Source organism: Pseudonocardia autotrophica (genome assembly GCF_003945385.1).
GTDB lineage: Bacteria > Actinomycetota > Actinomycetes > Mycobacteriales > Pseudonocardiaceae > Pseudonocardia > Pseudonocardia autotrophica.
Genome location: NZ_AP018920.1, coordinates 4585962 through 4606485 on the forward strand (window position 1 = coordinate 4585962; position 20524 = coordinate 4606485).

Annotated in this window: 18 protein-coding genes; 5 read left to right on the forward strand and 13 right to left on the reverse strand. The window is 73.8% G+C overall.

What is annotated here, in order from left to right:
• Window positions 1–492: 492 nt before the first annotated feature.
• From qcrB to ctaE, 4 genes are all read right to left on the reverse strand, one after another.
• Window positions 493–2208: a cytochrome bc1 complex cytochrome b subunit gene (gene qcrB / locus Pdca_RS21445; protein ID WP_085914955.1), complete on the reverse strand. Its 1716-nt coding sequence runs from the start codon at window positions 2206–2208 to the stop codon at window positions 493–495.
• Complete coding sequence (gene qcrA / locus Pdca_RS21450; protein WP_085914954.1) at window positions 2205–3341, reverse strand: cytochrome bc1 complex Rieske iron-sulfur subunit; 1137 nt, start codon at window positions 3339–3341, stop codon at window positions 2205–2207. The genes qcrB and qcrA overlap by 4 nt, the downstream gene beginning before the upstream one ends.
• Window positions 3338–4126, reverse strand: coding sequence for a cytochrome bc1 complex diheme cytochrome c subunit (qcrC, locus tag Pdca_RS21455; protein ID WP_232021710.1), 789 nt, complete (start codon window positions 4124–4126; stop codon window positions 3338–3340). Before qcrC ends, qcrA begins: the two co-directional genes overlap by 4 nt.
• A gap of 159 nt (window positions 4127–4285) precedes the next feature.
• Window positions 4286–4894: an aa3-type cytochrome oxidase subunit III gene (gene ctaE / locus Pdca_RS21460; RefSeq protein ID WP_085914952.1), complete on the reverse strand. Its 609-nt coding sequence runs from the start codon at window positions 4892–4894 to the stop codon at window positions 4286–4288.
• Window positions 4895–5181: 287 nt separating this feature from the next.
• Here ctaE and Pdca_RS21465 point away from each other — a divergent pair, with 287 nt between their 5' ends.
• Window positions 5182–5577: a response regulator transcription factor gene (locus Pdca_RS21465; RefSeq protein WP_197720095.1), complete on the forward strand. Its 396-nt coding sequence runs from the start codon at window positions 5182–5184 to the stop codon at window positions 5575–5577.
• A gap of 13 nt (window positions 5578–5590) precedes the next feature.
• The gene (gene trpD, locus Pdca_RS21470; RefSeq protein WP_085914950.1) at window positions 5591–6640 is read left to right on the forward strand and encodes an anthranilate phosphoribosyltransferase; all 1050 of its coding nucleotides are present in this window, start codon (window positions 5591–5593) and stop codon (window positions 6638–6640) included.
• A 10-nt stretch (window positions 6641–6650) separates the two neighbouring features.
• Here trpD and Pdca_RS21475 read toward each other — a convergent pair whose 3' ends face one another.
• Complete coding sequence (locus tag Pdca_RS21475) at window positions 6651–7556, reverse strand: alpha/beta fold hydrolase (protein ID WP_085914949.1); 906 nt, start codon at window positions 7554–7556, stop codon at window positions 6651–6653.
• Window positions 7557–7609: 53 nt separating this feature from the next.
• On the reverse strand, window positions 7610–10429 hold the full coding sequence (locus Pdca_RS21480; protein WP_085914948.1) for an ATP-binding protein: 2820 nt from the start codon (window positions 10427–10429) through the stop codon (window positions 7610–7612).
• A 123-nt stretch (window positions 10430–10552) separates the two neighbouring features.
• Here Pdca_RS21480 and Pdca_RS21485 point away from each other — a divergent pair, with 123 nt between their 5' ends.
• On the forward strand, window positions 10553–10831 hold the full coding sequence (locus tag Pdca_RS21485) for an Lrp/AsnC family transcriptional regulator (RefSeq protein ID WP_085914947.1): 279 nt from the start codon (window positions 10553–10555) through the stop codon (window positions 10829–10831).
• A gap of 347 nt (window positions 10832–11178) precedes the next feature.
• Window positions 11179–11487, forward strand: coding sequence for a hypothetical protein (locus Pdca_RS21490; protein ID WP_085914946.1), 309 nt, complete (start codon window positions 11179–11181; stop codon window positions 11485–11487).
• Between the two features lie 463 nt (window positions 11488–11950).
• On the opposite strand, the gene Pdca_RS21495 is transcribed toward Pdca_RS21490, so the two are convergent.
• From Pdca_RS21495 to Pdca_RS21525, 7 genes are all read right to left on the reverse strand, one after another.
• Window positions 11951–13339, reverse strand: a complete 1389-nt coding sequence (locus tag Pdca_RS21495; RefSeq protein WP_085914945.1) for an FAD-dependent oxidoreductase — start codon at window positions 13337–13339, stop codon at window positions 11951–11953.
• A gap of 58 nt (window positions 13340–13397) precedes the next feature.
• Window positions 13398–14381, reverse strand: coding sequence for a PaaI family thioesterase (locus Pdca_RS21500; protein ID WP_085914944.1), 984 nt, complete (start codon window positions 14379–14381; stop codon window positions 13398–13400).
• A gap of 57 nt (window positions 14382–14438) precedes the next feature.
• Window positions 14439–15407 carry a helix-turn-helix domain-containing protein gene (locus Pdca_RS21505; RefSeq protein WP_085915002.1) on the reverse strand — a complete coding sequence of 323 codons (969 nt, stop codon included), beginning with the start codon at window positions 15405–15407 and terminating at the stop codon, window positions 14439–14441.
• Between the two features lie 79 nt (window positions 15408–15486).
• A complete protein-coding gene (locus tag Pdca_RS21510) occupies window positions 15487–16533 on the reverse strand; it encodes a winged helix DNA-binding domain-containing protein (RefSeq protein ID WP_085914943.1) in 1047 nt (348 codons plus the stop codon).
• A gap of 17 nt (window positions 16534–16550) precedes the next feature.
• A complete protein-coding gene (locus Pdca_RS21515; protein ID WP_197719790.1) occupies window positions 16551–17804 on the reverse strand; it encodes an LLM class flavin-dependent oxidoreductase in 1254 nt (417 codons plus the stop codon).
• A 94-nt stretch (window positions 17805–17898) separates the two neighbouring features.
• Window positions 17899–18684, reverse strand: a complete 786-nt coding sequence (locus Pdca_RS21520) for an IclR family transcriptional regulator domain-containing protein (RefSeq protein ID WP_085916805.1) — start codon at window positions 18682–18684, stop codon at window positions 17899–17901.
• Window positions 18681–19832: a lyase family protein gene (locus tag Pdca_RS21525; protein ID WP_085916806.1), complete on the reverse strand. Its 1152-nt coding sequence runs from the start codon at window positions 19830–19832 to the stop codon at window positions 18681–18683. The genes Pdca_RS21520 and Pdca_RS21525 overlap by 4 nt, the downstream gene beginning before the upstream one ends.
• 40 nt (window positions 19833–19872) lie before the next feature.
• Here Pdca_RS21525 and Pdca_RS21530 point away from each other — a divergent pair, with 40 nt between their 5' ends.
• Window positions 19873–20520 (forward strand): HAD hydrolase-like protein, encoded by a 648-nt coding sequence (locus tag Pdca_RS21530; RefSeq protein ID WP_085916807.1) that lies wholly within the window; start codon window positions 19873–19875, stop codon window positions 20518–20520.
• The last annotated feature ends 4 nt before the right edge of the window (window positions 20521–20524 follow it).

A 20524-nucleotide genomic window follows, 5' to 3' on the forward strand; every position in this document is an offset into this window, starting at 1 on the left:
ACCAACCGGCTCCACGTGTTCGACCCCAAGGCGCAGGACCGGCTCCCCAGCCCATGTCGCGCTGCGCGGCCGGGGCCTTGAGGCACCGATGATGTAGCGGCGGCGGTCAGCCTACGGGGTGCCCTGGGGTCAGAAACCGCCCCGCCCGCGGACACGGACGGGGTAGCGGGGACGTCGCGCAGCCGGTACCGGTGGAGCCGGTCACCCGACCCTCGCCGCGGCCAACAGGCCGCTGCCATCCGCCGACAGCGTCCGCCCGACCCGCATCGTCCGCCGGCCCACGACGCCGGTCGGGCTCCAGGCGCACCGCGGGAATCACGTCGCCGAGAGACCCCGCCGCCTCATCGAATCCAGGCAGTGATCGCCGCGGTTCTACACCGCGCCGCGCGGATCGGGCTCCCGCGCACCACCGTGGGCGATCGCACGCGGAAGGGCCCCGCCGATGGCGGGGCCCTTCCGGTCGTACCTGTCGAACTACGTGCTCAGCTGCCGTCAGTCACCCGGCTGCTGCGGCCGGCCGCCGTCGTCCGGCCGGCCGGACAGCTCCTCACGACGGGACTCGAGCTCCCGCCGGGCCGCCGCACGTTCGTCGCGCTCGGCGATCTCCCGCTCGTGTGCCTCGTGCCGGGCCTGGGCCAGCGCCCGGGTCTCGTCCGAGGGGTCCGGCGTGAGCAATGAACCGGGGACCGGCACGCCGGCCGAGCCCAGCTGGTTCATCCGCTTCGGGACCGACGTGCCCTGGTACTCCAGCTCGATCGGGTGCCCGTGCGAGTCCAGACCGGCCAGCGGCTGGTGCACCTCGATGAACTCGCCGTGCGGAAGCCGCTTGATGATGCCGGTCTCGATGCCGTGCTCCAGCACGGCCCGGTCCGACTTCTGCAGGCCCAGGCACCAGCGGTAGGTCACCCAGTACACGATCGGCGGCACGATCAGCAGACCCAGGCGGCCCGCCCACGTCGTCGCGTTCAGCGAGATGTGGAAGAACAGCGCGATCCAGTCGTTGAACCCGCACATCACGAGCCACAGGTAGAACGAGACCGCCATCGCGCCGAGCGCCGTGCGCACCGGCACGTCGCGCGGACGCTGCAGCAGGTTGTGGATCGCGTCGTCCCCGGTGAATCTGCGTTCGATCGCCGGATAGGCGGCCGCCACCAGGAACAGCACCGGAAGGAAGCCCGCCGTCGGGATGAACGCCGACGGGATCGTGTACGTGTCGAAGAGGTAGAACTCCCACGGCGGGAAGATCCGGGCCATCCCCTCGGACCACAGCATGTAGAAGTCCGGCTGCGAACCCGCCGAGATGTGCGCGGCGTCGTAGGGGCCCAGATGCCAGATGCCGTTGATCTGGAACAAGCCGCTGATCAGGCAGATGACACCGGCGGTGACGGCGAAGAAGGCGCCGCCCTTCGCCGCGAACTGCGGCATGATCCGCACACCGACGACATTGCTCTCGGTCCGGCCCGGCCCCGGGAACTGGGTGTGCTTCTGGTACCAGACGAGCCCGAGGTGCACCGCGATCAGCGCGAGGATGATCCCGGGCAGCACGAGCACGTGGATGATGTAGAGCCTCGGGATGATGTCCGTCCCCGGGAACTCCCCGCCGAACAGCGCCCAGTGCACCCAGGTGCCCATCACCGGCACGGTCAGCGTGATGCCCGAGGCGATCCGCAGGCCGACACCGGAGAGCAGGTCGTCCGGCAGCGAGTAGCCGGTGAAGCCCTCGAAGGTGCCCAGCAGGATCAGGACGATGCCGATGATCCAGTTCGTCTCACGCGGCTTGCGGAACGCGCCGGTGAAGAACACCCGGAGCATGTGGATGATCATCGACGCGACGAAGAGCAGCGCGGCCCAGTGGTGGACCTGGCGCATGAACAGCCCGCCGCGGACCTCGAACGAGATCTCCAGCGCCGACTCGTAGGCCCGCGACATGTGCACGCCACGCAGCGGGTCGTACGGGCCGTTGTAGACGATCTCCTCCATCGAGGGATCGAAGAACAGCCCGAGGTAGGTGCCCGACAGCAACAGGATGATGAAGCTGTAGAGCGCGACCTCACCGAGCATGAACGACCAGTGCGTCGGGAAGACCTTGTTGAACTGCTTACGCAGTCCCGCCGCCGGATGGAAGCGCTGGTCGAGCTGGTCCAGTGCTCCTGCGGCCTTGGACGCACCCCCTCCCGGGGATGACGTCGGAGTGGTGATCGAACTCATGTCGTCTTCGGCCTCTCCCAGAACGCAGGTCCGACGGGCTCGACGAAGTCGCTCACCGCGACGAAGTAGCCCTCATCGTTCACCGTGATCGGCAGCTGAGGCAGCGGGCGGGCCGCCGGTCCGAAGACGGGCCGGGCGTCCTCCGTCGCCAGGAACTGCGACTGGTGGCAGGGGCACAGGATGCGGTTGTCCTGTGCCTGGTACAGCGACGTCGGGCAACCGACGTGCGTGCACACCTTCGACCAGGCGTAGAAGTCGCCGTGGTTGAAGTCCTCCTGGCCGGGGCGCGCGTTGACCACGGTGCCGGGCCGGAGGCGGATCAGCATGACCGGTGCGTCGGAGGCGCGCTGCGCGTGCAGCAGCTCCTCCTCGTGCCCGCGCTCGCTCTCCCGGTAGGGGAAGACCGTCATCATCGATCCGGGCTCCATGTCCTCGGGCCGCACGCGCGCGATCTCACTGAGGATACCGGTATCGGTGCGCAGGTACACGGTCTCGCCGTTCTCCGGGCGCCATCCGGTGTGCCACAGCGGAGCCTCGTCACCCTCGGCCCACGGGTTCCGGATGATGCCGCCGAGCGCGACCACGCCGGTGCCGATACCGACCACGGTGGCCGCCAGCCCGGCGCTGCGGATGATCAGCTTCCGCCGCCCGAGGGTGGTGCCGTTCCCGGCGTCGGTGAGCTGGGCGACCAGGGTCCGGCGGTCCAGCTCGTCGGAGGGACCGTCGTGCCGCTGCTGGATCGAGACCTCGTCCGGGAACAGCTTCTTGACGGCCTGGATCACGGCGATACCCATCGCCAGGATCGCGAACCCGAAGGTGAAGCCGATCACCGGCGTGTACATCGAGTAGATCGTGTAGCCGGGCTCGCCGACGTTCACGTACTCCCACGGCCACCAGATGAACGCGATCACGAACGCGAGCCCGGACAGCGCCGAGATCACGAACCACAGCGCGACCGTGCGCTCGGCACGCTTCTCCGCCCGCGTCCCCGCGATCGGGAACTTGGGCGTGTTGTGCACGACCTCGACCTCGTCGAGCTCGCCGGCCAACCGGGCCAGCTGCTCGGGCGACATCTCGTCGAGCTCCTCACGGGTCGGACGCCTGTCCGCCCCGGTGCTGACCTCGCTGCTCAACTCTTCGCCCCCAACCAGATCGCGAATCCGACCAGCCCGGACATGACGAACACGAACACGAACACGCCCTCCGCCGTCGGGCCGAGGCCCAGCAGGGAGTAGCCGCCCGGGTCGTTGGTCTCGTTGACCGACTTGATGTACGCGATGATGTCGCGCTTCTCCTCCGGCGTGAGCTGCTGGTCGGAGAACCGCGGCATGTTCTGCGGACCGGTCTGCATCGCCGTGTAGATCTGCGACTCACTGGCCGGCGCCAGCGCCGGCGCGTACTTGCCGGACGACAGCGCACCGCCGACACCGGTGAAGTTGTGGCAGGACGCGCAGTTCAGCCGGTACAGCGTGCCGCCACGGCCCGGGTCCTCACCGCGCAGCGCCTCGCCCCGCTCGGCCGGGGTGACCGGGCCGCCGCCGTTGACCTGGATGTAGGCGCCCAGCGCCTCCAGGTTCGCGCGGCCCTCGGCGGTCTCCGGGTCGAAGATCGGCAGCGGGTGCTTGCGGGCGGCCTGTGCCTCCTGGCGGGCCATCGGCATCCGGCCCGACGACACCTGGAAGTACACCGCCGCGTCGCCGACGCCGATCAGGCTCGGCCCGCGGTCCTGCTCGCCCTGCAGGTTCGCACCGTGGCAGGTGATGCAGGTGTTGTTGTAGAGCTGCTCACCCTTCGCGACCAGCGCGGCGTCCGGCTGCGCCTGGGCGACCTGCGGCTGCGGCGCCAGTGCGGTGTAGAGGAAGCCGACGGTCACCAGGCTGAGACCGATGGCAAGGGCACCCGCGATCCGGCGGTGCATCTTGCCGTGCGGGCGGGATCGGCGTCCGGCCTTCTGCTCGGGCCGGCCGCCCGGTGGTGGGTTCTGGGCTGCGCTGTCAGCGCCCTCGGGATTCTCGGTCATCGCTGGGGGTCTTCCAACCTCGACGTCGTGGCGGGTGCGGTCATGGGGGTCAGCCGGCTAACGGATGAAGTAGATGACGGCGAACAGCGCGATCCACACCACGTCGACGAAGTGCCAGTAGTAGGACACGACGATCGCAGCAGTGGCCTGTGCCGGGGTGAACTTGCTCAGCTTGGTCCGGATGAGCAGGTAGACGAACGCGACCAGGCCACCGATGACGTGCAGGCCGTGGAAGCCGGTCGCCATGTAGAAGACCGACCCGTACGCACTGGACGCGATGGTCGTGCCCTCCTCGACCAGGAGGTAGTACTCGTACCCCTGGCCGATGACGAAGAAGGTCCCCATCGCCAGCGTGAGCAGGTACCAGCGACGCAGCCCGAACACGTCGCCCCGCTCGGCGGCGAACACGCCGAACTGGCAGGTGAACGACGACGCGACCAGCACCGTGGTGATCATCAACGCGTACGGGACGTTGAGATGGGTGGGCGCGGGAGGCCATGGTCCGTCGTTCTGCGCCCGCGCGGTGAAGTACATCGCGAACAGCCCGGCGAAGAACATCAGCTCGCTGGCGAGCCAGACGATGGTGCCGATACTGACCAGGTTCGGGCGGTTCAGCGAATGGATCCGCGCGCTGATGTGGGGGGCCGCTGTCGTCACGCCGGGCATTATGACCCGAGCCGAACTTCTACGGCTTGTCGGGATACCCATCGGAGCGTCCCGATCGGCGAACGGTGCCCGTGATCAGCGGTTCTCCGCCGGGAGGAGAGCCGGGCCACGCCGCGGGCCCACCACGGGCACACCGCAACAGTGGGACGAGCGGGAGCCCCGCGGAGTTCCCGACGCCCGGCCACCCGGCCCACCACGGCACACCGACTACTATCCGACGGGTGGCGAGCGGAGCAGCGGCAGAGATCGGCGGAGCGGCCGGTGGAACGGTGAGCGGCACCAGCACGGTGCTGGTCTACAGCCACCGTCCCGAGGTACGCGAGGGCATCATCAACGCGGTCGGGCGGCGGCCGGCGCCGGACGTCGGCCGGGTGACCTACGTCGAGGCGAGCGGCATCGGCCAGGTGCTCGCGGCCTGCGACGCCGGCGAGGCCGATCTGCTGGTGCTCGACGGCGAGGCGCAGCCCACCGGCGGGATGGGTGTCGCCAAGCAGCTGCGGCACGAGATCGTCGACTGTCCCCCGATCGTGCTCACCGTCCGGCGGCGGGACGACCGGTGGCTGGCCACCTGGTCGGAGGCCGACGCGGTGCTCGTGCACCCGCTCGACCCGATCGAGTCCGCCGAGGTGATCGCGCAGGTGCTGCGCGACCACCGCGCCGGCACCCTGACCTCGCAGAAGTAGAAGGACACACCGCGTGAGCGCGAGCGCACCCACCTGGCCCTCCGTGATCGGCCGGCTGGTGAGCGGCCAGGACGTCAGCGCCGAGGAGGCCACCTGGGCGATGGGCCGGGTGTTCTCCGGCGAGGCGACACCGGCACAGCTCGCCGGCTTCCTCATCGCGCTGCGCGCGAAGGGCGAGACCGCCGCCGAGATCTCCGGCATGGCGGACGCGATGCTGGCGCACGCGCTGCGGGTGGACGTCCCCGGTCGCGCCGTCGACGTGGTCGGTACCGGTGGCGACCAGGCGCACACGGTGAACATCTCCACGATGTCGGCGATCGTCGTCGCGGCCGCCGGTGCGCCGGTGGTCAAGCACGGCGGGCGGGCCGCGTCGTCCCAGTCCGGGACGGCGGACGTGCTGGAGACGCTGGGCGTCGCGATCGAGCTGAGCCCCGCCGCCGTCGAGCGGTGCGTCGCCGAGCTGGGCATCGGGTTCTGCTTCGCGCAGGCGTTCCATCCGGCCATGCGCTTCGCCGGCGGCGTCCGCCGCGAGCTCGGCGTTCCGACCGCGATGAACCTGCTCGGGCCGCTGTCCAACCCGGCACAGCCGGCTACCGGGCTGATCGGCTGCGCCGACCCGAAGCACGCCTCGACGATGGCCGAGGTCTTCGCCCGGCGCGGCAAGTCGGTGCTGGTCGTCCGCGGCGACGACGGCCTGGACGAGCTGACCACGACCACGTCCAGCTCGGTCTGGATCGCCGACGGCGGCACGGTCCGTCGCGATCGGCTGGACCCGGCAGATCTCGGTGTGCGCCCGGCGACGAGCGAGGACCTGCTCGGCGGCACCCCCGACGTGAACGCCGCCGTGGTGCGCGACCTGCTGGCCGGGAAGACCGGGCCGGTGCGTGACGCGGTACTGCTCAACGCCGCCGGTGCGCTGGCCGCGCACCGCGGGATCGGCGACGACCTCACCACCGCGATCGGCGACGCGCTGGACACGGTCGCGCAGGCGATCGACTCCGGTGCCGGCGCCGATCTGCTGGCCCGCTGGGCGGCGCTGTCCACCGAGCTCGCGGCGGGCTGACGCCCGGCGGTCAGTGTGGCTCCGCCCGGTGCGTGCCGAGCCGGGACGGTCGCGGTGCCGCACCGGACCCACCGGCGACCGTCGCGCGGACGAGCTCGGCGACCACGGCCGGGTCCTCCAGCGGCATCGCGTGGCCGAGATCGGCGAGTTCGACGCAGCGCGCGTCCGGGAGCATGTCCCGCAGAAGCGCGGCGGTCTCCGCGTAGGCGCCGGTGCGTTCGGGACTGCGGGCCCCGTGCACGATCAGGACCGGTCGGGCCAGGGTGGCGGCATCGCCGGGATCGAGGTGCCATTCCATGGCGGCCCGGATCTCGTCGTCGAAGAAGTGGGCCGCATCGGACATCAGCTGCGCCCGGGCGCCGTCGCCGTTGCGCAGCACCGGCAGCGACGCCCAGTGCTCACCGCAGACACCGTCGAGGAAGATCGTCGCGGCCGCGGCGACGCCGTCGGTGCCCAGCGCGGCCAGCGCCGGTCCGACGACCCGCTCACCGAGGTCGGCTCCCTCGGGACCGGACGGGCTGGGAGCGGGCTCGATCAGGATCAGTCCCGCGACGAGATCGGGCCGGTCGAGCGCAGCCTGCAGGGCGATGATGCCGCCGGAGGAGTGCCCGACGATCCAGGCCCGGTCGGCGCCGAGCCGGTCGAGCACGGCGGCGCAGTGCCGGGCGTGGTCGGCGATCGTGAGGTGACGATCCACCCGCGGGCTCGCGCCGTAGCCGGCCCGGTGGGTGCGGACGACCCGGTGGCCGTCGAGGGCGGGCTCCCGGAGCAGCGGGGCGAACCAGTCCCCGTAGAGGCCGGCGTGCACCAGCAGGACGGTGTCGCCGGTGCCGCGCTCCTCGTAGTGGATGCGGACGTCGTCGCCGGCGTCGACGAGTCCGGAGCCGGGTGTCCTGCTGTTCGGTGTGGAGGTCATGGCCACGACGATCGCGGGCGTCGCGGCCGCGCGAATCCGTATGGCTCACGGATCTAGTCGGGTCGCGGCGCGAGCCAGTGCGAGAGGGTCCCCCGGCTCCGTTCGCCGGTCTTGGCGAGAAGCCTGCCGACGTGGGTTTCGACGGTGCGCCGGGACAGGTGCAGGCGCTGCGCGATCCCGGGGTTGTCCAAGCCCTCGGCGACGAGACCGAGCACCTCGAACTCACGGCCGGTCACCCCGCGTGCGCGCAGGTGCACGGGGACCGGTCCGCGGTCGCGGGCGGGGCGGGGGACGGCACCCCCGGCGCGACGCAGCAGGACCCGACACCGGCGGACCATACGGACCTCATCGGTGGTGGCCAGCCAGGCGAGCGCGGAGTTCAGGGTCGCGATCGGGTCGACCAGACCGTCCGCCGTGGTGAGGAAGGACTCGAACAGGGCCCGGTGGAAGGGGGTTCGGACCAGGAGAGCGCGGCCGTCGGCCAGGAACCGGGCGGCGAGATCGGCGTCTCCCGCGTGATGGGCGGCGACCGCGTCGGCCAGCTGCTGGGCCGCCCGGTTGATCACCTGCACACCGACGTCCGACGACCGGAGCTCCTCGCGCGCCCGTCCGTCGGCGGGGTCCGCGATCGTCGCGAGCAGGGCCCACTCGCCCCAGATCGGGGTGGCGTTGGCCCCGGGCGCCCCGCGGAGGGTGCCGACGGCGCGCCCCAGCCCGGCGACCGCGCCATCGGTGTCGTCGTCGAGCCAGGCGTCCAGACCTGCCAGCTGGTGGCGCGCGGCGTGGATGTGCACGGGGCTGACCGAGAGGCGGAGGGCGTCGTCCAGGATCGCGCCGGCCTCGTCCCGGCGGTCCGCGAAGACGCGACCTCGTGCCACCCACATCAACGCGTGCCCACGCATCCCGTCGAGCCGCAGCCGGGTCGCCCGGTCGGCACACCGCTGCGCCCGCGCCGCCGCATCGACGATGCCCTCGGTGCTCGCGGCCAGGGCTGTCTGCTGCAGGGCGAGTCCCAGCGCGGTGCCGAGCATCCCCGCCTCGACGGCGAGTGCCTCGGCCTGCCGCAGCGCTGCCCCGTCGCCGGCTTCGAACAGGTCCTCGACGCCGAGCTCGGAGAGCGCGCGGATCCGGCGCGGGGCGAGCCCGTGCTCCTCCGCGGTCCGGAGTGCGCTACGCAGCGCCTCCCCCGCGCGGCGCGGGTCGGAGCGGCGCCGGGCACGTCCCACGACCTCGAGCGACGCACAGAGCAGGTCCGGCTGATCGGTCCGCTCCGCCGCCGCGGCCGCGCGGTCGGCCAGCTCGGCCGCCGTGCGGGGATCTCCGCGGCCCAGGGTGAGCTGCGCCGCCAGGCACAGGGCGCGGGGTCCGGCCGGGTCGGCGATCTCGCGCAGGTAGCGCTGCGCATCGTCGAACCGTTCCGCGGCGAGGCAGGCGTCGGCGAGCGCTGCCGCGAGATCCGACCGGCCGGGCTCGGGGGCCCGGCGCAGCTCCTGATCGCCGCCGGCCACCGCGTCGTCGATGCGGGCGGTCAACGTGAGGGCCCGGACGTGATCGACCCGGACCGCGACCGCCAGCCCGGTGTCCCCGGCGGCCAGCACGACCGCGCGTTCGAGGATGTCGGCTGCTGCCGCGAGGGCACCGGCACGGACATGGTCCGCGGCCTGCCGACGGAGCAGCTCGGCGGCGCGGTGCGGACGCCCCGCGCGGGCGTGCAGATCGGCGAGCAGAGCAGGTTCCCGCTCGACGGCGCCGGCGCCGTCGAGCCGGTCGACGACCGTCGCAGCGAGATCGGCCCGCTCCGGCGCGGACAGCCGGGTGAGCACGGCCTCCCGGGTCAGCGCGTGCCTCCACCGTGGTGTTCCGGCCGCGTCGACGGTCAGCAGCCCGCTCTCGGCACCGGCCCGGATCGAGGCGGCGACGAGGGCACGACCGGTCGCGGTCGCCGCGGGCAGGAGCTCCCAGCGGATGTCCTGCCCGAGCAACGCCGCGACGACGATCACCTCCCGGTGCTCGCGGGCCAGCAGGGCGGCCTTGTGGTGCACGATCTCCGCGAACCCGGGAGGGACCGTGCCGGCGAGGTCCCGCACGGCACGCCATCCGCCGGGTCCGCCGGCCAGCGCTCCGGTGCCGAGCAGGTGCGCGATCAGCTCCTCGAGGAGCAGCGGCAGCCCGCCGGCCGCATCCACGAGGTAGGACTCGAGGTCCGGGGAGAGCACGTCGCCCGCGCACACTCGTGCCAGCACGGCCAGTTCGGTGCGCTCCATGCGGGGGACGGCGATGTGGGAGGCCTCCCGGCGGGTCAGGAGATGGGCGAGTCCGTCCGGCCGCCGCTCGTCACTGCGGGCGGCACCGATGATGCGCACCGGGACATCGCCCAGCGCCGGCGCGATGTACTGCAGTGCCGCCAGCGTGTCCTCGTCCGCCCAGTGCAGATCGTCGAGGAGGACCAGGCACCGACTGCCACTCCGGACGACCTCGAGCAGCTCGAGGATCGCCTCGCCCAGCACGAGGGCCGGGTCGACGAGATGAGCCGACGGCGCCGCCCCGGCCGGCCACGCCGGGAGCATCCAGGCGAGCACGGACCGGAACGGCGCCAGGCGTTCGTCCCTCGCGAGTGCCGGCGGCGCGGCGCGCACCAACGCCTCGGCCAGCGGCCGAAAGGCGCCGCTGCCGGGGACCGCCCGGCCGCGGAGGACACGCAGACCGGCCGCCTCGGCACGGTCTCCGAGCTCAGCCAGCAGGCGGGACTTCCCCGATCCGGCCTCCCCCGTCAGCAACGTCAGCCCACCGTCACCGGCCATGGCGTGCCGGGTGAGGGCCGCCATCTCGGCCTCCCGGCCGATGAACGACGCGGTGCCTCCCGGCCACTGCACCGGAGCAGTATGAGGTGCGCCACCAGCGGCGCACCAGGCCCGGCGGCCGCCGCCTCGGCGCGGGTCACCGCACCGTCTAGCCTGAACGCGACCACCGGTCCCGACCCGAGGGGGAGCCCCGCCGTGATCACCGCGATCGTCCTGGTGCACACCGCTGCCGACCGGATCCCCGAGACCGCGCAGGCGATCGCGGATCTCGACGGGGTCGCGGAGGTGTACTCCTGCGCCGGCGATGTCGATCTCATCGCGATCGTGAAGGTCCGCGAGCACGAGCAGCTCGCCGAGATCATCGCCGGCCAGCTCAGCCGGGTCGACGGGGTGATCGGCACGGACACGCACATCGCATTCCGGTCGTACTCCAAGGCGGACACCGAAGCCGCCTTCGCCATCGGACTGGACTGACCGACCGACCGCGGCACCGGGCAGGCGGCCCGTCCGGTGACACCGCACGCGAGTGGCGGTACGGCGGGTCGCATCGGAACTCCCGTGAGGCAGCGCCCGTGTGGCGCATACCGCACCCGCTTGCTACTGTGATCGTCATGCGCCCCGTCGAGCACATCCTTGCTCCGGCCGCAGCGCTGCCCGCAGCACGAATTACCGCGGTAGTAGCACTGCGCGTCGGCTGATCCAGGCCGCCGACGCGCCGCGCCCCATCCAGGCGCACCCCCTCCCGTCCACTGTCACGACGGTCGAGACCTGGCTCGCGTTCTGAGCATCATCACTCGCGCAACGCACGGAGCCCTTCCATCATGAGCATCACCGCCGATCGCCCCACCACCTTCAGCTTCCCCACCACCTCCGGTGGCCCCGCGGACATCGCCGCCCGGATGCCGCGCCGGCACACCGTCGTCACCGGCGACGGGATCGACGGCGTCATGCAGCTCGCGACGGCACTGCAGACCTGTGGCCGCACGCTGCGGGAGTTCTCCGTCGACGTCCGCGAGGGCGTCGCGTACAGCTCGGTCACCTGCACCATGTCGATGACGCCGGCCGAGGCCGACGAGTTCGAGAGCCGGATGCTCGCACTCCCCGGCGTCCTCGCTGTCGACCCGTACTGAGCGCCGCTCCGCCGGAGGTCCCCTCCCCGACCACCAGGGACCTCCTGGCCGTCGCCGGATCCGTCGTGGTGGCGGCGGTGCCGGCCGTGTTCTGGGTCGTGATCGGGCCGGATCATCCGCTGTTCGCCCCGGTCGCCACCACCTGGACGCTCCCGCTCGGCGCCGTGCTGGGTGAGCCGCTCACCCGGCGCACACCCGAGGCCTGGCTGCGACGGGACACGCGCCGCCCTCCCGGCGCTCGACCGGGCGGTCCGGGAGCCTCGTCGCGCACACCGCGGGATTCGCGGTCCACGTCGGACTCACCGTCACGGCCGCGACGGCCGGGTACGGATGGGGCGTGCTGTGGGTCCTGCTCGGCGGCCTGACCGTGCACGCCTGGCCCGTACTGCTGCAACGGTCGCTCCGCCTGCGGCTGCAGCCGCTGCTGCCGCCCGCCGGGGGCGCCCCGCCGGGGTGAGCGGGATCAGGAGGAGCGGGCACCCGTCCCGCGGGCGGCGTCGAGCATCAGCGCCCGGTCGGCGATCTTCACCCGGTCGGTACCCCCGCGGCGCGCGCCCAGCCCGATCTCGGCGGCGTCGAGGCGGAGCCAGTCCTCCCACAGCACCGGCTCGATCCCGTACTCGCGCAACCGGTCCGGCACCGCGTCACCGCCCGGGCGGGGCGGTGTCCCGAGATCGGGCAGGTCCGCCAGCACCGACCCCGCGGTCTCCGCGCCGTCGCCCTTGTTCGTGCCGATCACGCCGGTCGGACCGCGCTTGATCCAGCCCGCCACGTAGCTGCCGCGCAGCGGTTCGCCGCCGAGCACGACCCGGCCGGCCGCGTGCGGCACGGTGCCGGTCGCCGCGTCGAACGGCAGGCCGCCGATCGGTTCGCCGCGGTAGCCGATCGCCCGTACGACCAGGCCGGCGTCGAGCACCTCGGTCTCACCGGTACCGCGGATCCGGTCGTCGGCGGTGATCTCGTTGCGCTCGACCTCGACGCCGGTGATCCGACCGTCGGCGCCGAGCAGCCGGACCGGGGAGCGCAGGAAGCGCAGGTGCAGCCGGCGACGGCCGCCCGCCCCCGGCGGGGTGCCGGCCCACTCGGTGAGGGTCTCCACGACCTGCCGCATCCGCCGTTCCTCGGGCTCCGGGACGCCCGCGGCGAGCAGGCCGTCGTCGTGCACCCGGATCTCGACGTCGTCGAGCTTGGCGAGTGCGCGCAGCTCGGCCGGGGTGAACTTGACGTGCTGCGGGCCGCGGCGCACGAGCACGTGCACATCGGTGACGGCGCTGCCGCGCAGCTCGTCGAGCACCGCGTCGTGGGTGTCGGTGGCGGCCAGGTCCTCGGCCGGGCGGGCGAGCACCCGGGCGACGTCGATCGCGACGTTCCCGGCGCCGACCACCACCACCCCGGGCCGGTCCAGCGCCGGGCCGGGGCCGCTCGCGTCCGGATGCCCGCAGTACCAGGACACGAACGCACCGGACCCGACCGAGCCGGTCAGCTCCTCCCCCGGCACACCGAGATCGCGATCCACCGCGCTGCCGGTCGCGTGCACGACGGCGTGGTAGTGCTCGCGCAGCGCCTCCCCCGGGATGCCGCCCTCCCCCACGTGCACGTTGCCGAGGAAGCGGACCCGGTCGGCGTCGTCGAACGTGGTGACCAGCGCCCGGATCACCGACTTCATCTTCAGATGGTCCGGGGCGACGCCGTAACGGACGAGGCCGTACGGGGCGGGCAACCGGTCGATGATGTCGACGTGGATGCCCGGATCCCCCTCCAGCAGGGCCTCCGCCGTGTACAGCCCGGACGGGCCGGAGCCGATCACCGCCACCCGGTACGGGCGGGGGGTGGGCACCTGCGCGGACGTCACGATCGCACCTCCGTGAACGGGTGGTGACGACGCTAACAGCCGTCCGCCGTCCGGGCGATCACGAACCGGGCCGCAGTCCCGATCCTGTCGCGCGGACCGCGGCGCGCCCGTCGGGCAGCAGCAGCTCGGTGCGCATCGCCCAGAACCGTCTGCCGTCGCGGACGGTCGTGGTGCGCGCCCGCAGCGCGACGTCGACGTGCACCGGGCGCAGGAACTCGACGGTCAGCGACAACGGCCGAGCCGCCGGCTCCCCCAGGTGCGCGGCCTGCGCGGCGGCCGCGAACCCGCTCAGCACCGCCCCGTGGGTGGTGCCGTTGAGGTTCACCGTGGACGGCCCGGGGGTGAACACCGCGTCGGCGCCATCGAACTCCAGGCGATCGGGCCGCAGCCGCTGCGGGTCGAACGGCGGGAGCGCCGAGCGGAAATCGGTGTCTGTGTCTGTGTCTGTGTCGGTGGCTGTGGCTGTGGCTGTGTCGGTGGCTGTGGCTGTGGCTGTGGCTGTGGCTGCACCGAGGCCGTTGCTTGTACCGAGGCCGGTGCCGGCGGCGCCGTCCCGGGAACCGCCGGCGCTCGGATCGATCGGCCCGCCGGCCCGGGCGAGCCCGCCCGGCCGGTCCGGGACACCGGTGACCGCCATGCTGACGACGGCGTGGGCGACCAGGACACCGGTGTCGTCGCGGATCTCGGCCCGGCCGACACCGATCTCGTCGTCGAGGTGCAGCAGGGTCAGCCCGGCGGTGAGCCAGGCGGCGTGCGGCGCGGGCGTCGCGGCGAGATCGAGGCGCAGTTCCACCGTGGGCGCGCCGGCGGTCAGCTTCCCGGTCGAGAACACCAGGTAGCCGATGCCGGAGTCGGCGAGCAGCGCCGGCAGCAGCGGCAGCACCCGCCCGCCCGCGTCGCGGACACCGTCGTGCAGCGGCAGCCGCAGCCGGATGTCCTCGCGGGTGGACGCCGGATCGGGCGCCATGCCCAGTCCGGTCTCGACCGGGGCGCGGCGCATCCGCTCCCGGGTGGTGGTGGACGTCGAAGCCGGTCCGGTCATCCCGTCATCGTGCGATACGGACACGTTTCGCAGGACCGCGCACGGCTGTGCGGTCGGTCACGCGGGCTGCTGCTCGTCGCGGTTGCACCGGAAGGTGCTCCGGTAGTCCGCGGGCGAGACCCCCAGCGCACGCCGGAAATGGTGCCGCAACAGGGCCGCGGTGCCGAACCCGGTGCGGGCGGCGACGGCGTCCATCCCCAGCTCCGTCTCCTCCAGCAGGGTGCGTGCGTGCAGCACCCGCTGCGCGGAGATCCACCGGTGCGGGGTGGTGCCGGTCTCCTCGACGAAGCGGCGGGCGAAGGTCCGCTCGGACATCGCCGCCCGCCGGGCGAGCGCGGCCACGCTGTGTTCGGCGTCGAGGTGCTCCAGCAGCCAGGCGAGCACCGGGGCGAGCGAGTCCGCGGTGCACTCGGGCACCGGCAGCTCGACGAACTGGCGCTGCCCGCCCTCGCGCTGCGGCGGGACGACCATCCGGCGGGCGATGCCGTTGGCGACGGCGCCGCCGAGCTCGCGGCGGACCAGGTGCAGGCAGGCGTCGATCCCCGCTGCGGTGCCGGCACCGGTAACCAGGTCGCCGTCGTCGACGTAGAGCGCGTCGTCCTCGACCAGCGCCTCGGGATGGGCGACGCGCAGCTCGGCGGCGTGCTTCCAGTGCACCGTGCAGCGCCGGCCGGCGAGCAGCCCGGCGGCGCCGAGCACGAACACCCCCGAGCAGACCGACATGATCGTCGCGCCGCGGGCGCGGGCCTCGCGCAACGCGTCCAGCGCGGCGGGCGGGAACTCGCGCAGCGCGGTCGCGGCGACGCAGACCAGGTCGGCACCGGGCAGCGCGTCGAGACCGTGCTCCGGGGTGATCGTGAAACCGTTTCCGGTGGTGACCGGCCGACCGGCCGCCATCCCGCAGACCGCCCAGTCCAGGACCGGCAGGCCGTCGTCCGAGCGGTCCAGCCCGAAGACCTCGCAGAGCACCCCGAACTCGAAGACGGCGAGCTCGTCGAGCACGAGCACCGAGACGCTGCGCAGCATGAACCGACGGTAGGACGGCAGGAACGCCCGGTCCAGCGAGATCCTGCCGTCGACCGTCGGGATCCGGCCGGTCCGCCCCTCAGGAGGCGTGCCAGGCAGCCAGCCGCTCGGCCTCCTCGGCCACCGCGCGCGCGTCGGCGGCACGCAGCTCCGCGAACGGGACCGTCTCGATCCGCCCGTCCCGATGGGTCCAGGTGCCGGCGACCCGCCCGTCGAGCAGGAAGGTCGGCGCCGACCGCGGCCGGGTGGTGGCGAAGACGTGGTGGCGGTGCTCGCGCGGCAGGATCCGGGCGCGGGCGGCGTGCCCCAGCAGCAGCACCGCGTCGAACGGGCCGAGGAAGCGCACCGGCAGCGGGGTGCCCCGATCGGGCAGCGGCGCCCGGGCGACGTCGAACAGCTCGGCGCCGTCCTCGCCGGTGAACCGGCGCGGTGCCGACCCGGCCAGCGCGGCCCTGGCGACCCCGACCGGCCAGCCGGCGAACCGGGCGACGTCCGGGGCCGAGGCCGGGCCGAACGCCCGCAGATAGCGACCCGCCAGCTCGGCGCGGGCCGCGGCGGGATCGGGTTCCGCCAGGGTGCGCCCGGCCGGGGCGAGGCCGTAGACGTGCGCCCGTGGCGAGTCCCACGTGCCGGCCGGTGGGACCCGGACCAGGTCGATCCAGTGCTGCACGCCCGGGAAGGCGCCCGCGGGCAGCGCCCGGGCGGTGAGCCCGGCGGTGATCTCCGCCTGCCGCAGCGGACCGTCGGCGAGCAGCTCCGCGACGGCGGTGGCGGCCGCCGCCATGTCGTCCGCGGTGAGCTCGCGGCGCAGCCGCAGCCAGTCCGCCCGCTGCTCGGCACGGACCGCCGCGGTGAACGCCGGGTGGTCGCGCCGGGCGAGCATGTGGATCGTCGAGCGCATCGCCCACGCCTGCACGACCCGGCCGTCGTGCAGCATCGCCGTGAGCTCGGCGCGGTCGAACCCGGTCAGCCGGGCGTGCAGACCGAGATAACCCGACGGCGCGTGCTGGGTCTGCAGCCCGCACAGCCGCTCCAGGGCGCGCGGCACCGGGAGCTCGGCCCGTTCGAGCAGGAGCTGGCGGGCCAGCAGGGCACGCAGGCTGTCATCCGCGGTGAGCACTCGCACCCCGCGGAGTCTGCCGGTCAGGCCACCGGGGAGGTGTACCGGTTCGCCGGTCGGCCCAGGCCGAACCGGTCGCGCAGGGTGCCGTCGTAGGGCGCGGGGGCCCAGGCGTCGCCGAGCGCGGGCAGCAGGCCGTCCACGATCTCGCCGACGCCGGTCGGCAGCGCCAGCGGGACCAGCACGAACCCGTCGGCGGCGCGCTCCTCGGCGGCGTCGCGCAGCAGCCCGGCCAGCTCCGCCGGGTCGCCGACGTGCCGCAGCGTCGACGCCGAGATGTCCGCCCCGGCGGGGGCGAGCCGATCCAGCTCGGCCAGCCGGTCCGCGGCGCCGGGCCCGAGCAGTGTCTCGACGTCGAGCAGCACCGCCACCTGCTCGGGATCGCGGCCCGCGTCGGCGACGGCGGTGCGCACCCGGTCCCGGGCCTCGGCGGCGGCGGCGATGCCGTCGGCGCGGACCCGGACGACGTCGGCGTACCGGCCGGCCACCGCCAGCGCCGCCGGCTCGTCGCCGCGCAGCACCGTCAGCGGGTGGCCCTGCGGCGGCCGCGGCGTGATCGACGGCCCGGTCACCGAGAAGAACTCGCCGGTGAAGTCGATGTGGTGCAGCTTCTCCCGGTCGGCGAACCGGCCGGTCGCGGCGTCCCGGATCTCGGCGTCGTCCTCCCACGAGTCCCAGAGCCGGGCGACCACCTCGGCGACCTCGCCCGCCTCCCGCCACAACGAGCCGGGCTCGCGTGGGTCGGAGGTGCGGCCGAACAGCTCGGCCTCGGCCAGGGTCCTGGACACCTCGGGCTGCCAGCCGGCCCGTCCGGTCGCGACGAAGTCGAGTGTGGCGATCGCCTTCGACAGGTGGAACGGCTCGGTGTGGGTGACCGTCACGGTCGGCACGATCCCGATCCCCGGCACGACCGGCGCGACCCGGGCGGCGATGCCGACGGCGTCGAGCGTCCCGGGCAGCGACGCCGGGTCGTCCGACGGTGGGAGCAGCGAGTCCGGCAGCGCGACCAGGTCCAGTCCGCCGCGGGCCGCGGTGCGCACCAGCTCGACGTGGTGCTCGGCGCCGAAGAGACGTTCCGGGTCGGTGCCGATGCGCCGCTCCGCGTCGGTGCCGATGCGCCGCTCCGCGTCGGTGCCGATGCGCCGCTCCGCGTCGGTGCCGATGCGCCGCTCCGCGTCGGTGCCGATGCGCCGCTCCGCGTCGGTCCCGAGCCGCCACCCGCCGGGGTGCCGGCCCGCAGCGCCGAGTTCGACCGCCAGGTGCAGACGTCCGCTCACCATGCCTCCGCAATGCTCGTGCGCTCGTGCCACGTGACCATCTCGTCGTGGCCAACCGGCGTCGCCGCCCCGATGTTCCCCCGGCCGCCGCGCCTCAGCCCGATGCGCGCAGGTCCAGCTCGATCGCGGCCGCGCAGGCCCGCAGCTCCGGGAGGACCTCGGAGCGCAGCGCGGCGGCGTCCCGGCGGGAGGCGTGGGTGGAGACGTTCGCCGCCGCCGTCACCCGTCCGGAACGGTCGTGCACCGGCACCGCGATCGACCGCAGCCCGGCCTCCAGCTCCTGGTCGACGACGCAGTGCCCGTCGCCGCGCACCCGGTCCAGCTCGGCACGCAGCGGATCGGCGCCGGCCACCGTGTGCTCGGTCAGCGTCTCCGGCCGCAGCCCGTCGAGGTAGCTGTCCAGGGTGGGTTGCGGGAGCGCCGCGAGCAGCACCCGGCCCATCGACGTCGCGTACGCCGGGAACCGGGTGCCGATGGTGATCGTCACCGTCATGATCCGGGAGGTGGGCACCCGCGCGACGTAGACGACGTCGTAGCCCGATGCCGGGTCGCCGTCGAGCACCGACACCGATGCCGAGTCCCGGACGGTCGCGACCAGGCGTTCCAGGTGCGGCGCCGCGACCTCGGGCAGTCCCATCGCGGACAGGTAGGACCAGCCCAGCTCCAGCACCCGCGGGGTCAGTGCGAAGAGCCTGCCGTCGGTGCGGACGTAGCCCTCCTCGACCAGGGTGAGCAGGAACCGGCGGGCGGCGGCGCGGGTCAGACCGGTGGACCGCGCGACGTCGGAGAGTGTCTGCTGTGGCCGTTCGGCGTCGAAGGACCGGATGACGGCGAGCCCGCGGGCCAGCGAGCGGACCTGCTCGCGGCGCTCCTCGCTCACCCGGCCCGCCCGGCGAGCACCCGGTCCACCAGCTCGGCGGCGTGCCCGCTGCCGGTGCCCTGGGTGCCGGCGGCCAGCGCGAGATTGCGGGCCATCGCCTCGGGATGCACCTGCAACCCGCTCAGGCAGACCCGCAGCCGGGCGGCGGCACCGGCGGTCACCCGCAGCAGCTCGGTGAGCGTCCCCCACTCGGCGTGCCAGGCACCGGCGGCCCGCTGGAACTCGTGATCGGCGTTCGCCAGCAGCGTCGCGACCAGGCCCGGTGCCCGCCGGGCCGCGCCGCGCGCGGTCACCGCGGCGGCCGGGTTGCGCTTGTGCGGCATCGACGACGAGTCGCCCGGTGCGGCCTCGGACACCTCCCCGAGCTCGGTCCCGGACAGCGCCACGACGTCGGTCGCCGGCTTGCCGCAGGCCCCGGCGGCGACGCCCAGCGCCCCGGCGAGCTCGCCGATCCGGGTCCGTTCGGTGTGCCACGGAACGCCCTGCCCGGCGAGCCCGAGCCGGGTCGCCAGCGCGTCGGCGACGGCCGGGCCGTGCGGGTGCGAGGCGGCGAGGGTGCCGGCGGCACCGCCGAACTGCACGGGCAGCTCGGCGAGCAGCATCGACAGCCGGCCACCGGCCCGGTCCAGCCCGGCGCACCAGTTGGCGGCGACCAGGCCGAAGGTGCTCGGCAACGCCTGCTGGCCGAGCGTGCGGGCCGCACACGGGGTGTCCCGGTGCGCGGCGGCGAGCGCGGCGGCGGCGTCGGCGCAGGCGGCGAGGTCCTCGGCGATCCGGTGCCCGGCACGGCGGGTGAGCAGCATCAGCGCGGTGTCCAGCACGTCCTGGCTGGTCGCGCCGGGGTGCACCGCGCGCTCGGCGCCCGGCTGGATCCGCGCCGCGGCCGCCTTCAGGCGCTTGACCAGCGGGATCACCGGGTTGCCTCCCTCGACCGACTCGGCCGCCAGCGCGGCCGGATCGACCCCGGCGACGGCGGCGACGGCCCGCTCGACGCCGTCGGCGTCGTCCGGGTCGACGGCTCCCTGCTCGGCCGCGACGGCCGAGAGCGCCAGCTCGACCTCCAGCAGCGCCGCGATCCAGGCCGCGTCGTCGAGCAGGGTGTCGACGCGCGCGGTGCCGGACAGCGGCCCGAAGAGACTGTTCGACATGCGGACGAGTGTACGGACTCCGCACAGGGACAATGGGGGCGTGCTGACCCACATCCTGCTCGATCTCGACGGCACCCTCGTCGACTCCGCCCCCGGCATCCTCGGCTCGATGCGCCGCGCCATCGACGAGGCGGGCCTGGAGGTACCCGAATCCGCACTGGGCACCCACCTGCTGGGCCCGCCGCTCTACCGCTCGCTGCCGCCGATCCTGGGCGACGAGGGCACCGCCCGCGTGCTGCCTCTCTACCGGCGGATCTACGGCGACGAGGGCGGTTGCCTGGACTCCACGCCCTACCCCGGCATCGAGGAGCTGCTGCGCGCGCTGTCCGGGGCCGGCGTGACGATGGCGCTCGCGACCAGCAAGGCCGAGCCCTCGGCGCGCAAGATCCTGGCCCACCACGGCTGGACCGACCTGTTCGCCGAGATCGTCGGCGACACCCGCACCGCGGACCGTCCGACCAAGGGCGCGGTCGTCGCCGAGGCGCTGCGCCGGCTCGGCGGGCCGACCGGTGCCGACGAGCCGTTGATGGTCGGCGACCGGCTGCACGACGTCGAGGGCGCGGCCGAGCACGGCCTGCGCTGCGTCGGCGCGGGCTGGGGCTACGCCGAGCCGGGCGAACTGGAGGCCGCGGGAGCCACCACGGTGTACGCATCCGCGGACGAACTGCGCACTGCTCTCCTCGGCTGAGGAA